Below are 13,675 nucleotides of genomic sequence, written 5' to 3' on the forward strand. Positions count from 1 at the left end.
GATGACCGCGCGTTCGGGGTCGTACTGCGGGGGCTTGACGCCCAGGACGGGGTTCTCGGTATAGGTGCCGAGGGCGGTAGGCGTCGAGGAGGACCGACTTCACCTTCTCGAAGGCGTTGGACTGGGTGGCGAGGCCGGCGCCGTTGCGTTCCATGGTGCGGATGAAGCCGTCGACGACCTTGTGGTCGAAGGTGCTCATTCGGCGGCTGCCTAGGGTGGGCAGGGGGCCGGTCCTGACCTGCTGTCTCGGAGAGCAAGAGCAGGCCGTGGCCAACCTCAGGGGACGGCGCCTGCTGCTGAAGCACCGCTGCAGCGCCAACCGAACGACCGGCGTCGTGAAGGCAGTCCGCGTCCTTCACCGCGCATCAACATGAGGGCGGACAACGCCCAGTGCGCGGGCTCCCGCTGGGACTAACGGGCGTCGCGCCGCCGACGGGCGCGCTCGAACTCGGCGACATCCGACATCCAGGGACCGTGCTGTTCGAGTGCGGCGCAGCCGCCGCGGACGAAGGCGCTCACCAGTTTCCGGTACCCGCCGATCCCGTCGACCAGGCTGTACTCGACCCGGTACTCCGGATCCGACCTGCCCGTCCCCTCGCGCAGCGTCGTGATCCGGGCGAGGGAGTCCGCGTAGAAGTGGAGCTGTATCCCTTCGCCCATCTCCTCGTCCTCGATGGTGAACACTTCGTTGTCCGCGGCAGAGCGATCGCCGACGAACTCCCAGAACTCCGCGGCGGCAGTGCGGGGACCGTCCCGTAGCCACTTCTTCTCGACGCCCTTGTCGTCGGTGAACGACAGGACCGTCTTCCTCGCACTCCCGCCGAAGTCGGCGCGGTGGCCGGCAGCTTCCTCGTCATCCTCCATGGGTGTGCTCCTGGAGCGGTCCGCGGCCTCCGAGCACATCAGGAAGCTCACGGTACGCACCGCGTCATCGACGAGCTCAGGGTGTGCACGGCGCACGGCCGCTCCGACCGTCGTCTCCATCCGATCCCAGTCGCGCTTGTCCGTGGCGCGTTTTCCCCGTCGCGGATCGCGGCCGATCCGCATCCCGGCGCACGCTTGCTCCGCGGTGGCGATCACCCGCATGACCGCGGGCAGCAGTGCGGGGTCGACGGCATCGGGCATCCGCCTCGGAACCGTCGCGCCGTGCAGATACTGGCCCGTGTACCTCAGGATCGCGGCGTCGAGCGGACCGAGTACTGCTCCGCGCTCGGCGCGACGGCGGTCCGCGTGGTACTCCTGAGCTCGTTTCCCGTTTGACGTCTCTGTCGCCGCGCGCATCGCCGCGCATACCTGACCGCGCTCGAGGAGACCGATGTCCGCCCCGTGGGCGATGAGCCGGCTCCTGTCCCACGGGATGCGCCGGAAGAGCGCGTCGACGTCCGCGGGCCCGGCAAGGAGGATCGGGTCCAGGAGTGCGACGGCGGCGTTCTCATCGAGCCGGCCCCGGGTTCCGGCGGCGTCGCACAGCGGAAGAGCCGCACTCCACAGCAGCAGGTGCCTGGCCAGGTCCTCCCGGATCACCGCAAGATGGGTTTCGCTGATCGGGAACGTGAACGTGCGAGGCTCGTGGTTGGCGTCGGCCCCGGCACCGAGCATCAGCTTCAGCTCGCCGTCCTCGCGGATCACGTTCGGGATCCAGCCGCTCTGGCGGGTGAAAACGATGTCTCTCATGGACTCAGTCCTTCTCGGAACGGCACGGGCCGGCAGCACGGTGTTGTTGCGGCACCGCCCCGCACCAGCTGTTCACGACCACCGTGCGCATTCGACGTCGAGGCGTCGGTCGGTGCGCACCCAGACTTCGCCCCCGGCGGCCTCGGCCGGGGCGTCGACCCGTTCGATACCGAGGAACTCGATCAACTTGAGCAGTTCGGCTCGTTCGGCTCGGTCATCGTCGACGTCATGCGAGTCGAAAAAGACGTAGTACTGGTCGCTCGGGTCCACGCAGCCCGAATCCGCCCAGATCCGAGCGACTTCTTCGATCGCCGCTGCTTCCGTCGTGAACGTGGCGGCGCGGGCGGCACCGCGAGTCTCCGGTGACGCGTCGAGGTCGGCGAGGTCGGGGAACCACTGGCCGAAGCGGTCGAGGCCGGCATATCCGTTCTCGAAGAACAGCATCGCGCTCGGAAGGTAGCGATTGCCCCTGTCGACCTGGAGGTATTCCGACCGGGGTTGGTCCGCGTCTTTGATCCGGGAGATCACACCTTGCCCGGGCATGAGTACCAAACTCTGCCCCGACGGTTCGTCATTGATGGTGTAGGTGTCAGAATCCCGGCCACGGAAGAACGCGGAGAACGCTACGTAGGCTTCTTGAGGGTCGCCCACGGAGACCTGTTGGTCGTTGCCATCACCGACAGCGAAGACGAACTGTTTCGGTCCGGGGTTGTAGGGGCGAGCCATATGCGTCCTTCGTTCACGTGTGCTGGCTCCACCAGCGTAGGCGAATCAGAGCGGACGGACCTGCCGTTCATCGCCGACGAACAGCCAGCTCCGCAACTCCCGCCGGAGCCGCTGAAGGCGCGCCCCCAGGGCGAGCGGCGAGGATGCCCGAGGGGCTTGCTGCGGAGGGTTGGCGTCTCCCATGTGTGACCGGGTGGGGTCAGCTTTGCCAGGATCATCGGGCAGGCCGCAGCCTCACGATCACCGGACCGGGTTGCCGCCGAGGGCCGCTACCTCGCCGCGGCCGCTGCCGTCGCCGGGGCCGACGGTCGCCACCCGGAGCTCGCCGGAGCGTCTTTCCGCGCGGATTCCTGGCGGTCAGGACCCGGTGCCGGGCAGGAGGCGGAAGACCTGGTCCAGGCCGATGATGCGCAGGACGCGCAGGGTGTGGGCGGGGACGGCGGCGAGTGCGATGTCGGCTTGGGCGGCCTGTACGTGATTGCGGGCGGCGATCAGTGCGCTGATGCCGCTGGAGTCGCAGAATTCCATGCGGGCGAGGTCCAGGACGAGGAGTCGGCCCGGTTCGAGGGGGAGCGCGGCGAGGACGTCGCGCAGGTCGGGGGCGGTGGTGTAGTCGAGTTCGCCGATGATCTGCATGACGGGGCCGGCCGGCGAGTTCCGGGTGGTGATCTTCAGCGGTGTCATCGCGGGTTCTTCGTCGTGGGGACGCCGAGGGCGAGGAGGGCGGTGTCGTCGTCGAGGCCGTTGCCGAAGCCATCCAGCAGACCGGTCAGGGCCTCGATGATCGCGTCCGGGGACCTGCCGGCGTGGCCGGTGGCGAAGGCGTGCAGGGCCTCGTCCCCGTACAGGGAGGTGCGACCTTCGCCGGTGCGGGCTTCGGTGAGTCCGTCGGTGTAGAGCAGGAGGGTGTCTCCGGGGGCGAGCGTGGTGCCGGCGGTGGTGAAGTGCGCGTCCGGCAGGATGCCGACGAGGAGGCCGCCCGGGGTTGCCAGGAAGTCGGCCGTGCCGTCGGCGCGCAGGAGGAGGGCCGGCGGATGGCCGCCCGAGGCGAGGACGACGGCGACGTGCCCCGTCGTGAGGGCGGGCTCGAGAATGCCGAAGACGGCGGTGCAGTAGCGGGGGTCGCCGCCGCTGTAGCGCTCGTGGAGCACCCTGTTGAGCGTCGACAGGGCGGACACGGGGTCGGGGTCGTGCAGGGCGGCAGCGCGCAGGGTGTAGCGGGTCAGCGAGGTGACCGCGGCGGCCTGGGGGCCCTTGCCGCACACGTCACCGAGGAAGAACGCGAAGCGCCGGCCGTCAATGGGGAAGACGTCGTAGAAGTCGCCGCCGAGCCGGTCGGGCGACGCGGTGCGGTAGTGGGCGGCCGTCTCCACTCCGGGGATGGCCGGAAGGATGTCGGGCAACAGCGACCGCTGGAGTACCGCGAGGGCGTCCTGCAGCCGGGCCCGGTCGATCTCCGCCCGTCTCAGCGCGTCCTCGGCCGTCTTGCGGGCCCGCAGGAGTTCCACCTCGTAGGCGCGGCGGTCGCGGGCGTTGAAGACGGTGGTGCGGATCAGCAGCGGCTCGCCCGTGGCTCCGCGCTTGACCACGGACGAGACCAGCACGGGCATCCGGACACCATCGGCTTGTCTGATCTCAAGAGCGACGCCGCCGATCTCGCCCTGCATGCGCAGCAGCGGCGCGAAGTGGGTTTCGTGGTAGAGCTTGCCGCCCACGGTCAGCAGATCGGTGAACCGCATCCGGCCCACCACCGCGTCCCGCTGGAGGCCGAGCCAGTCCAGCAACGTGGTGTTGATCTTGGCGATGGTGCCGTCCATCAGCGTGGACAGGTACCCGCACGGTGCGCTCTCGTACAGTTCCTCGGCACTGTCTTCCAGGAGGCCGGCGAACGCCGCGTCCGACGTTTCCTCCTCGTCCGCGCCGTGCGGGTCGGGCTGTTGCCCGGTGGGGCACATCAACGCAGGCCTGCCAGGAACCCGGTGATCGCCTCGTTGGTGGCCTCGGGAGCGGACAGGTGCGGGCAATGCCCGGTCGCATCAAGGGTGATCAGGGTCGAGCCGGGGATCGCCTTGTGGACGAAGGCGCCGACCTCCCGGGGCGCGATGGCGTCCTGGGTGCATTCCAGCACCAGCGTCGGCACGCTCACGTCCCCCAGTTCGTCCCTCGAATCGGACAGGAACGTGGTCCGGGCGAAGACGCGCGCCATGTCCGGGTCGGTGGCGCAGAAGCTGTTCGTCAGCTCCTCACCGAGCGCGGGCCGCTCCGCATTCCCCATGATCACAGGCGCCATCGCCGCCGACCAGCCCAGATAGTTCGCTTCCAGCGACTCCAGGAGCTCGTCGATGTCCTGCGCGCTGAAACCGCCCCGATAGCCCTCGTCATCGATGTACCGGGGAGAGGGAGCGATCATCGCCAGCGCCCCGATACGCTCCGGAGCCATCCCCGCTGCCCGTACACCGACCATCGCGCTGACCGAGTGCCCCACGAACACCGCGTCGTGCAGGTCGAGCGCGTCGCACACCTCCACCACGTCCCGGGCATAGCCGTCCAGGGATCTGTAACGGCCCTCTGAGAACGCGGACAGGTCTGAGCGGCCCGAGCCCACGTAGTCGAACATCACCACCCGGTAGTCACCGGCCAGTGCGGGTACGGTCAGCCGCCACATGTTCTGGTCACAGCCGAATCCGTGCGCCAATACCACCGTCCGACCCTGCGGATTGCCGGTCACGGTCACGTTGTTCCTGCGCTTGATGTCCATATACCGCTGCTTCCCAGGAGTTGCTCGCCTACCCCGAGTCTCTCGGATCGCCCCACACCCTGCCCGCGACCTTCACCTATGCCCTCGGCCGCCCGGCCGCCCGGCCTGCCGGTCAGGCGGTGATGGGGGTGCCGAGCATCGCGGAGGCCCGCTGGAGGGGGTTGGGCACGCGTGTGGGCGCGGTGGTCCGGGGGAGGCTGCTGCGGCAGGTGAAGCCGGGCTGGGTCTCTACACCGAGTCGCTCGTCCGCAGCGTCAGATCGGTATAAGAGACCGCCCCCAACCCCCGCGCCGAAGCCGCCCGCCTACGCTCGACCACCGCTGGCGAGCGAACTCCTCCTCACCCGGCCCGTACTCCCCGGACCGCAGCAGCAGCTGCGCCTCCTGTAAGCCAGCAACACCAGCATCGCCGATAGCGGTGGTCACACTGGGGCCGAGTATCCGAGGCTGGCGCCGGCGGTTGGCGGAGCCACAACACACACTGAAGCTCCGCCATCTTGAAGTGGCTGGTCAGCGGGGTGGCGTGACCTCGTTTCGGGGTGCTCGTGCTGGTCGTGGGTGGCAGTCTGTGTTGTCGATCGTCCGGCGGGATGGTTTCGCCGATGAGTTCACCGTCCTCGAACGGTCTACCCAGCGACACGACCGTTCTCGACAGGAGTGCCATGTCCACCATCCAGCCCGTGATCCTGACTGCCGACCAGGACGTTTTGCTCGTCTTTTATACAGAATTGTTCGGCGCTGAGGAGATCTTCCGGGTACCGGAGGAAGGCGCCGCCTTCTACCTCGGCCTGCGCATCGGCGACACCGACCTCGGGCTGGTGGCCAAGGCGGACCCGGGGACCGGGGCGGCGTCGCGGATCCTGCTCAGCATCGGTGTCGACGACGTCGACGAGACGCTCGCCCGGGTGGAGGCGCTCGGCGGCTCGGTCAGCGGAGGCCCCAACGACATGCCGTGGGGACAGCGCGTCGCCCACATTAAGGACCCCGACGGCAACCCGGTGAACCTCACTCAGCCGATCCCGGCCCGGTGACGCGGTTCCCGGGGGCATGTGCTGATCGTGGGCTACCTGCGGTAGAGATCAATCGCCGGTAATGGCCTCGATGTTCGTCAGGACGAGCAGCGCGCGAAATAGGTGGGTGGCGCGGGCGGGGTCAGTCCGGAGCTTGGTGAGGATCCGCCAGTTCTTCAGGTGGGCAAAGCCGCGTTCGACGGGGACGCGTCCGGCGGCAAGTGCCCGGTTGGCGTCCTTCTGGCCGGGGGTCAGCTTGCGGGCGCGGGTGGCCTTGAATCCGGTGACGACTACGGGGTTGTCCGGATCGTCGTCCAGGCCGAGGAAGCCCAGGTCGGCCAGGGCGCCGAGGCCGGCAGCGCGCAGGTGGGCCAGCAGGTGGTCGCGGCGGGCGGCGGTGATGTCGTGGGTGCGGCCGGGCCGGGCAGCGGAAATCCAGATCAGCCGGCCTTTCTCGTCGGTCAGGGCGAGGACGTGCAGGCCGTGACGGTGATGCTTGCCGGAGTAGTTCGGCCGGTTCGCCTTCCCGGTGCGGCGCTGGGTGGGGATGAGGGTGCCGTCGATCAGGACGGCCTCGCCGCCCCGCCGGGCGATCTTCTTCAGGGCGCGGTCCAGGCGTGGGGCCTTTGCGGCCAGCAGGCCGATCAGCTCGTCCCGCCAGCGGCGCACGGTGGTGGCGGAGATGTCGTTCCCGCCGGCCATGTCGGCCAGGCGCTGGTCGTGCCGCAGTACGGCCAGGACGATCACAGCGGTCTTCCCAGGTGGCAGTGTCCGCCACCTCGACCGTATCGCTTTGAGATGGCGGCGCAGCAGGTCGGCGAGGTAGGTCAGGGTGTGCGTGGACAGCGGCAGGCGATACTGGTAGACCAGGGACACGGCGTCCCCGGCGTGCTTTCTGGTATTCGTCACACAATTCCAACAGCCGCCGGGGGCACCTCGGTTACGCCCCGTCGCTGTGCGGCCTGGTCACGCGCGGGTGGTGAACTTCCCGTCTGGGCGTTTGTGCAGCCAGCCGCGGTCGGCCAGCTTCGTGAGCTTCCCGCGCAGCGGCTCCAGCTTGCCCCTCACCCCGTTGTCCAAGCCCAGTACCTCGCCGATCTGCCGGGTGGAGACCGGGCCGCCGGCCTGCCGCACGGCGGTCAGGATGCGCTGGTACTCCGCCGGCAGCGCAGACTCGGCCGACCCCGGCGCACGATCCGGAACCAGCCGCACCGCCCGACCCGCCACTTGGACGACCGGCGACCCGGCCTCCATGCGCTCGTCGGCGAGCTGCTCATTCATCCGCTGCCACACCCGCTCGGCCACGGCGAGCTCATCCCGCTCAGCCCGTACCTCCGACAGCTGCTTGACCAGCTGTTCTTCGAGCCCGTCCAACTTCGCACGCCGCGCGGCGATCCGCTCCAGCACTTCGGGATCCATCATGCGCCGGAGCGTAGGAGCGGCACCCGCGACGACGGACGGGAATCCGCAAACCCGCCCCTGCCCAACGATCTACACCCCAGACTGCCGCCCACGACCAGCACGAGCACCCCGAACCGGCGTCACACCAGCACCCTGACCAGCTACTTCAAGATGGCGCAGCTTCACTGTTCGATGGGCCAGTCGTGCGGAGCCCGTTGCCTCAGGGGGCAGGCTGCGAGTGATCCCGTTCCTCCGGGGCCAGTTCGGCCACCGGGTCACGGCCGCTCTCGTCTTCAAGTTGCCTCTCCGGCCCGGAGTCCAGCTCGGAAGGCCGGCCAACGTGTCCCACGCGCCATGTCGAGTAGAGAGCCGACAGCGCGATGGTCACTGCGGCGAGCGACTCGGGTGCGACACCGAGCGCAACGAGGGCCACTCCCGTGGCCAGCACGGCCACGAGGGCTGCGAAGTCGTACATGGAGCGGCGGGGGGACGGCGAGCGCTGGGGCATGGCGGCTGGACTCCTCTTGTGGCGTGAGTGACGGAATCAGAGTGTCGCCATGTTGGTCATCCCGGTAGCATTTTCTCGGTTCCATCAGAGAGAACACGACTGTTACCGAGAGAACTGGGCTGATGTCAGGGCGATCACAACAACGCGGCGGGCGTCCACCTGGCGTTCCGTGCGGAGAGTCTGATGCAGAGAATCAACTCGTCATATTCCTGCGCACCCTTCGGGACGGTGCTGGCCTGTCGGTGGAGCAACTGCACGTCCTACTGCCCGACAGGGTGGGCGACGCCGCGAAGCCAGGCCTGTCGACCTTGCACCGACGGCTGAGGGGCACCGACCTCAAGAACCACAGGGGTCTGGTCAAGGCCGTGGTCGACGCATGCGTCAGGGACGAGGCCGAGGCGGTCAAGGCCAACAAGAGGGCTCGTTCGCTGCTGAAGGTGGCATGGCGGCCGCCCTCCCCAGGCGAGCCCGACGGGCACAGGGGTGAGGACTGCACCGCCCACCTCGCGAAACTGGTCCGAGTGCAGGAGCAGCTACTGAAGACCAGCTCAGCCCTTGGCCTGGCCCTCCAGGCCAAGGAGCGGGCCGAGGCCGATCTCGACGCGCGCACGAACTCCCGCGATGACGAACACACCGACTTGCTGCGCAGGCTGCGGGAGGCGATCGGCGAGCGGGATACAGCACGGCAGTCTGCTCGGGAGGCAGCTCAGCGGATCACAGCACTAGAAGGACTGCTTGCCGCTGCCAGGTCATCCCCGGCACCTGGTGGAGAAGGGCAGCCGCAGCCCGAGCCGGAACGGATCCCCGGCAGCGATGAAGTGGCAGTGGTACGGGAGGAACTCCTGAAGCTCGACCCGTACGGGCGCCGTATGGCGGCTGTCATCGAGCAGGCTGTGGAGCGATTGCTCGACGGGGCACACACAGGCCGGTATCGCTGGGAGGACCTAAGCAAGGCAGAGAAGACGATGTCGGGGCAGCTCGTGGAGAACCTGATGCGTCACCACTTCCACTTCGAGCCCGGTCGAAAGCTCGACTTTCGGATCGCCGGGGTCGATGTGGATCTCAAGATCACAGCCGCTGCCAACTGGACGATCCCCACGGAAACGGAGGACGGCCTTTGCCTTCTGGTCCGGATCGACCACCGCAAGGGATCGTGGAGCCTCGGAGTGGTGAGGGCGACGGAAGAGTTGCTGCAAAGGCCCTTTGGGAGCCGGGACCGTAAGCGGACGCTGAGCCGTGCGGGTCACGAGGCGATCGAATGGATCCATCGAGACGTCCTCTTGCCTGTGAACATCCTTGATCGGCTTCCGGACGACGAGGTGCGCGCGATCCTCGCTGAAGCATCCGGACAGCGCCGCGTGAACCAACTGTTCCGCGTGGCGCAGCGCCAACCGGTGACTCGTACGGTCGTCGCCACGGTCGCGAGGCAGGAGGACGCGCCGAAGAGAGTGCGAGACGCCCGCAGAGCGCTGGCGGCGGAGGGCATTCTCATCCTTAGCCACCAGAGCTCCCATCCGGAGATCGCCAGGACATTGGGGCTGCCGGTTCCCGAGAAGGGGGTGTGGGTCAGCGTTCGCCTGGCGCCTACCACGGAAGACGACGAAGGCGCAGGACGATCGGTTCTCCTCTCCGGTACGCATTGGAGGCTGGCGAAGCCGGATGACGAGCCGAGTCCTCTCCCGGCGTCGGAGTGGTGATGCCCAACATGTTCGACACGGCCCCCTTGTCGCTGTGCTTGGCGGAGCGCTCGCAGCGAGTACTTCGGCATGTACAGCGGTAGCCGTCTGTGATGCACCAAGCTCGACCTTGACGACCGGGAACCGTCGTCCCTCCGCCGCGCGGCTTCACACCCGTCCACTCGCCTCATGGACGACGAGGGGGCGCTCTCGACCTGCATCCGGGGTCAGACCTGGCCGCTGCTCAATCACCCTTACTCCGCAAGTGGGCCAGCACGTCAGCAAGGTTCAAGTCGTACTGGTCCTTGTCTCCTTCCCAGCGCGACATCACCGCCACCGCGGCCTCGGCCATGTCCGCGGGCAACCCAGCCTCGAGGAGGGTCTTGGCGATGTCCTCCATCTCGGGGGCCCAGCGCCAGGAGCGTGCGGCCACGCTCGGCAGGTATCCGGGATCGGAGAGGATGTTGGACGCCATCATCTGCGCCTCGGCCGTGAGCTCGTCGCCGACGCCGTGTGCATTTGCCAGCGCGTGGGCCACGCCGGCGAGGGTTCGGGCAGCCTTCTGGTAGCTGGCGAACGCCATCTTCAGCGCGGAGGCGGAGCCGACACCTCCACTCGCGCGGCGCACGTGCAATGCAGTGTCCCTGAAGAGGGGCTCTATCGTATCCACGGCCTGGGCTTCGCCGGCCAGGTAGAGACGAGCAGCCCTCTGGCCACCAGGCGGCGGGCCGAAGATCGCCCCATCTAGGACTATGGCGCCCGGCCTGATCTCCTCCGCGATTCTCTGCATGCGCTTGGGGTTGATCGCGTTGGCGTCCACGTACACCCCGGTGAAGGCGTGGCCAGCAACCGTTGCAGCGACGTCTTCGGCGGCCTGCGGAGGACAGATCGACAGGACGATCTCGCTGCGTTCCAGCGCTTCGCCGAGCGAGTCACATGCGGTGGCGCCGGCTTCCTTCGCGCGCCGGTGGGTGGCGTCGCTGCGGTCTTCCGGCACCCACAGCACCTCGTGGCCTGCCTTGACGGCCTGGGCGGCGACGGCCGCGCCCATGGCGCCGGGGTGCAAGAGGGTCATGGTCGTCACGGGCTGCCTCCTGGCGGGAGCTGAGCGGGCATGCGTTCCTGATGAGCAATGATCACCTCACGGAGGCCGATCGCGGCAGGTGATCCGGCCCCGGGGTGCAGCGCGAGCTGGCGGCTGAAGTGGCCGAGCCGGCGATCGACGCTCTCGGTGCGGCGCCGGGCACTGACCCCGAGGACAGCGTGGATCTGCGTCGCGGCCCCGTCGATGTCTCCTCGGCCCAGCCGCGCCATGGCCAGGTCCATGCGGGCCAGGGACATCTCGCCGAGTCTCTGCTGCTCCGGCGGCGCGGACTGGAACATCTCCACCGCTTCGTCGGCGCGGGCCTCGGCGTCGCTGAGGTGCTGCGTGCCGGCAAGCCAGAGGTGCGTGCTGCTGGAGTAGAACAGTTGCTTCTCGGCGGGGAAGGCCATCATTCCGCCGGGCAGTTCGTCCCCTTCGACGAGACGCTCGCGCAGGCGGTCGGCGGCGCTCAGGGAGGCCATGGCATCGCTGCCCCGGTTGAGCTGGCCATAGGCGCGTGCCTTGATGCTCTCCAGCCGGATCTGCGCCGTGCCGGATTCGGGGGTGAACGCGCTTCCGGAGTCGGCGAGGCGTACGGCGTCTACGGGGCGGCCGTCCCAGTACGCGATGAGTGCCTGGAGTCCGCGTACCCAGGAGCGCAGTCCGTTGTGGCCGGCGAGCTCGCCGAATAGGAAGGCGGTGCGTGCCTGTGTTTCGGCGGCGCCGTAGCGGCCCAGGTCGAAGCTGGCATTCGCGAGTACGCCGCACAGGACGCCGGCACCTACGTAGAGGTCGCTGGTGTACCGCGGTGGCTGACGTCCTTCGAGGAGTTCGAAGGCACGGTCACGAAGGGCACGTACCTCGCGGAACAGTGGCCCGACGGGCCGGTTGGGGTACGTAATGACGAGGCGGCGGATGTCAGCTTCCAGCTGCTCCAGCGTGTGCGGTCCCACGTTGCTGCTCTCTGCCCTGGCCGCGAACTGCGCCGACTCATTCGCCGCCGCCATGACCACGTCTTCAAGGCCGTACTCGGATGGATCCACTGCGTTGCGGTCGTCAGCCGCCGGGTAGTGCGGCGAGGCCGTCGGCTTGGGCTCCGCAGGCCCGAGGAGTCGGGCGGCCGGGAGGCCCGGGAACATGAACTCGAGGACGCGGCGGCCGACGGTCTGCGGTGTCCGGACCTCGCCGTGCGCGTACCGGAAGAACTGCCGCTTCTCGATCGTCGCGGTCGCGATCGATGGCGGCCCCTCCAGCTCGGCTAACTGTTTGGCCGCCTGCTCGTAGCGCCGCTTGAAGACCTGGTAATCCTGCCAGCCCCGCTGGTTGATCAGAGTCTGGAAGAGGGTCGGTCCTGATGGCTGCACAGCCGCTCCCTCGTGCTGGGGGTCCTTGTCCGACATCCACGCTAGACATCAACAGCCGCCGATCGAAGATCTGTTGTCCAGAAATTCCAGGTGGACAGCGAATAGACATCGGTTAGGCACGAAAGGACGGCGTTCGGCGCCGCTCAGGGCCTCGTTCAGGCGGGAGCCGCCGGGAACACTTCATCTTCGCCCCGGCAAGACAGCGGCCCTGCGAGGCCGAGTCTCCGCCGTGGTTACGCAAGTCAGGCAGCCCAGGAGGCCCGCTCATGGCAGCGCACCACCAGCTCGCGTTCACCGTCGCCCGCACGGCAGCCGCCGCCCAGCAGGCACGACACCACGTCGTCGCCGGCATCCGTTCTTGGGGCATACGGCTCGACGAGGAGGCACTGGACGGAATCGAGCTGGCGGCTGGTGAGCTGATTACCAACGCCGTGCGCCACACCACGTCGGGGCTGGTCACCGTCAGTGTCTGCCAGGAGGGGCCTGTGCTTGTGGTCGAGGTGCATGACGCTACAAAGGTGCTGCCGCGGCCGGAGCCCTTGAGCGGTAGTTCCGAGTCCGGGCGCGGCCTGTATCTCGTATCCGTGCTCGCCGACCGCCACGGTGCTGATCTGACTGCGACGGGCAAGCGCTGCTGGGCGGAGTTCGATCTGCCCAGCAGTGCGGGTGATCGAAGGGCGGATCGGGGCAGCAGTCGCGATCAGCAACTGCTCTCCGGCCACGCCGCCGAAGTGGCTGATCGAGCGGCGACGAGGGTTCGCCCATCGGCAGCGGGCTCGTCATCGAACACCCGCACGAGGGCCAGGCGTCGGACCGCGGCCCCAGCAGCCGATAGGTCCCGTGTCGGCCAGCTGCTCGACTGAATAACGCTGATTCGACGGCAAGTTGGGGGGCCTAGACTCGTGGGCTTCCCCAGGACACCGGCCGATCACGGTCGACCACGGGACAAACAGTCCCCGGCCCTCTACCGGGCCGGCCCCACGAGTCAGCTTCTGTGCCAAGTGGAGGTTTTCGTAATGCCCGAGAAGGTCACGAAGGAAAAGGTCCTCGTCTACGTCGTGCGCGACGGGCGCCTGCTGGTGTTCCGCCACACCGACTACTCCTACGAGGAGGTCGGCATCCAGGTCCCCGCGGGCAGCATCCGCCCAGGTGAGACCCCGGAGGCCGCCGCCCTGCGCGAAGCCCGCGAGGAGACCGGCCTGTCGGACTTCAAGATCGTCCGCAAGCTCGGCGAGACCGCGTACGACATCAGCCCGTACCGGTTCGAGATCCAGCACCGGCACGTATTCCACCTGGAGCTCACCGAGCCGACCCCGGAGCGGTGGATGAGCCAGGAGGACCACGACGGCGAGCAGGAGCCGACTCACTTCGAGTGCTTCTGGATCCCGCTGGAGGCCGCGCACATTCTCCAGTCCGGCCAGGGCGCCCTGCTGGGGCGCCTGTCCGACTAGCCAGTCATCCGGTCACGGCAGCAT

Annotated in this window: 14 protein-coding genes; 4 read left to right on the plus strand and 10 right to left on the minus strand. The window is 68.2% G+C overall.

Features of this window, described 5'->3' with window-relative positions; genetic code table 11:
- Positions 1-411: 411 nt before the first annotated feature.
- The 5 genes from DRB89_RS12330 to DRB89_RS12350 all read right to left on the minus strand — a co-directional run bounded on the left by DRB89_RS12330 (position 412) and on the right by DRB89_RS12350 (position 5,158).
- Positions 412-1,674 carry a DUF6357 family protein gene (locus DRB89_RS12330; protein WP_112446612.1) on the minus strand — a complete coding sequence of 421 codons (1,263 nt, stop codon included), beginning with the start codon at positions 1,672-1,674 and terminating at the stop codon, positions 412-414.
- Between the two features lie 72 nt (positions 1,675-1,746).
- Positions 1,747-2,400 carry a hypothetical protein gene (locus DRB89_RS12335; RefSeq protein ID WP_112446611.1) on the minus strand — a complete coding sequence of 218 codons (654 nt, stop codon included), beginning with the start codon at positions 2,398-2,400 and terminating at the stop codon, positions 1,747-1,749.
- A 357-nt stretch (positions 2,401-2,757) separates the two neighbouring features.
- Positions 2,758-3,084 (minus strand): STAS domain-containing protein, encoded by a 327-nt coding sequence (locus DRB89_RS12340; RefSeq protein WP_112446610.1) that lies wholly within the window; start codon positions 3,082-3,084, stop codon positions 2,758-2,760.
- The gene (locus DRB89_RS12345) at positions 3,081-4,355 is read right to left on the minus strand and encodes a SpoIIE family protein phosphatase (protein WP_112446609.1); all 1,275 of its coding nucleotides are present in this window, start codon (positions 4,353-4,355) and stop codon (positions 3,081-3,083) included. The genes DRB89_RS12340 and DRB89_RS12345 overlap by 4 nt, the downstream gene beginning before the upstream one ends.
- Positions 4,355-5,158 carry an alpha/beta hydrolase gene (locus tag DRB89_RS12350; protein ID WP_112446608.1) on the minus strand — a complete coding sequence of 268 codons (804 nt, stop codon included), beginning with the start codon at positions 5,156-5,158 and terminating at the stop codon, positions 4,355-4,357. The genes DRB89_RS12345 and DRB89_RS12350 overlap by 1 nt, the downstream gene beginning before the upstream one ends.
- Positions 5,159-5,819: 661 nt before the next feature.
- On the opposite strand from DRB89_RS12350, the gene DRB89_RS12355 reads away from it, so the two are divergent.
- Positions 5,820-6,188: a VOC family protein gene (locus DRB89_RS12355; protein WP_112448492.1), complete on the plus strand. Its 369-nt coding sequence runs from the start codon at positions 5,820-5,822 to the stop codon at positions 6,186-6,188.
- Positions 6,189-6,236: 48 nt separating this feature from the next.
- Here DRB89_RS12355 and DRB89_RS12360 read toward each other — a convergent pair whose 3' ends face one another.
- From DRB89_RS12360 to DRB89_RS12370, 3 genes are all read right to left on the minus strand, one after another.
- Positions 6,237-7,076, minus strand: coding sequence for a transposase family protein (locus DRB89_RS12360; RefSeq protein ID WP_112448493.1), 840 nt, complete (start codon positions 7,074-7,076; stop codon positions 6,237-6,239).
- A gap of 57 nt (positions 7,077-7,133) precedes the next feature.
- Complete coding sequence (locus DRB89_RS12365) at positions 7,134-7,589, minus strand: hypothetical protein (RefSeq protein ID WP_204357702.1); 456 nt, start codon at positions 7,587-7,589, stop codon at positions 7,134-7,136.
- Between the two features lie 199 nt (positions 7,590-7,788).
- A complete protein-coding gene (locus DRB89_RS12370; RefSeq protein ID WP_112448495.1) occupies positions 7,789-8,076 on the minus strand; it encodes a hypothetical protein in 288 nt (95 codons plus the stop codon).
- 242 nt (positions 8,077-8,318) lie between these two features.
- Here DRB89_RS12370 and DRB89_RS12375 point away from each other — a divergent pair, with 242 nt between their 5' ends.
- On the plus strand, positions 8,319-9,773 hold the full coding sequence (locus DRB89_RS12375) for a NaeI family type II restriction endonuclease (protein WP_112448496.1): 1,455 nt from the start codon (positions 8,319-8,321) through the stop codon (positions 9,771-9,773).
- Positions 9,774-9,996: 223 nt separating this feature from the next.
- Here the strand turns inward: DRB89_RS12375 and DRB89_RS12380 are convergent, their stop codons facing one another.
- Positions 9,997-10,827 carry a DUF1932 domain-containing protein gene (locus DRB89_RS12380; protein ID WP_343234697.1) on the minus strand — a complete coding sequence of 277 codons (831 nt, stop codon included), beginning with the start codon at positions 10,825-10,827 and terminating at the stop codon, positions 9,997-9,999.
- A 5-nt stretch (positions 10,828-10,832) separates the two neighbouring features.
- Complete coding sequence (locus tag DRB89_RS12385; RefSeq protein ID WP_112453364.1) at positions 10,833-12,200, minus strand: hypothetical protein; 1,368 nt, start codon at positions 12,198-12,200, stop codon at positions 10,833-10,835.
- 266 nt (positions 12,201-12,466) lie between these two features.
- On the opposite strand from DRB89_RS12385, the gene DRB89_RS12390 reads away from it, so the two are divergent.
- Both DRB89_RS12390 and DRB89_RS12395 read left to right on the plus strand, forming a co-directional pair.
- Positions 12,467-13,063: an ATP-binding protein gene (locus tag DRB89_RS12390; protein WP_112448498.1), complete on the plus strand. Its 597-nt coding sequence runs from the start codon at positions 12,467-12,469 to the stop codon at positions 13,061-13,063.
- Between the two features lie 153 nt (positions 13,064-13,216).
- Entirely contained in the window at positions 13,217-13,651 is a 435-nt protein-coding gene (locus DRB89_RS12395; protein WP_112448499.1) for an NUDIX domain-containing protein, read from the plus strand.
- The last annotated feature ends 24 nt before the right edge of the window (positions 13,652-13,675 follow it).

It is taken from the genome of Streptomyces sp. ICC4, from assembly GCF_003287915.1.
GTDB classification, from domain to species: domain Bacteria; phylum Actinomycetota; class Actinomycetes; order Streptomycetales; family Streptomycetaceae; genus Streptomyces; species Streptomyces tritrimontium.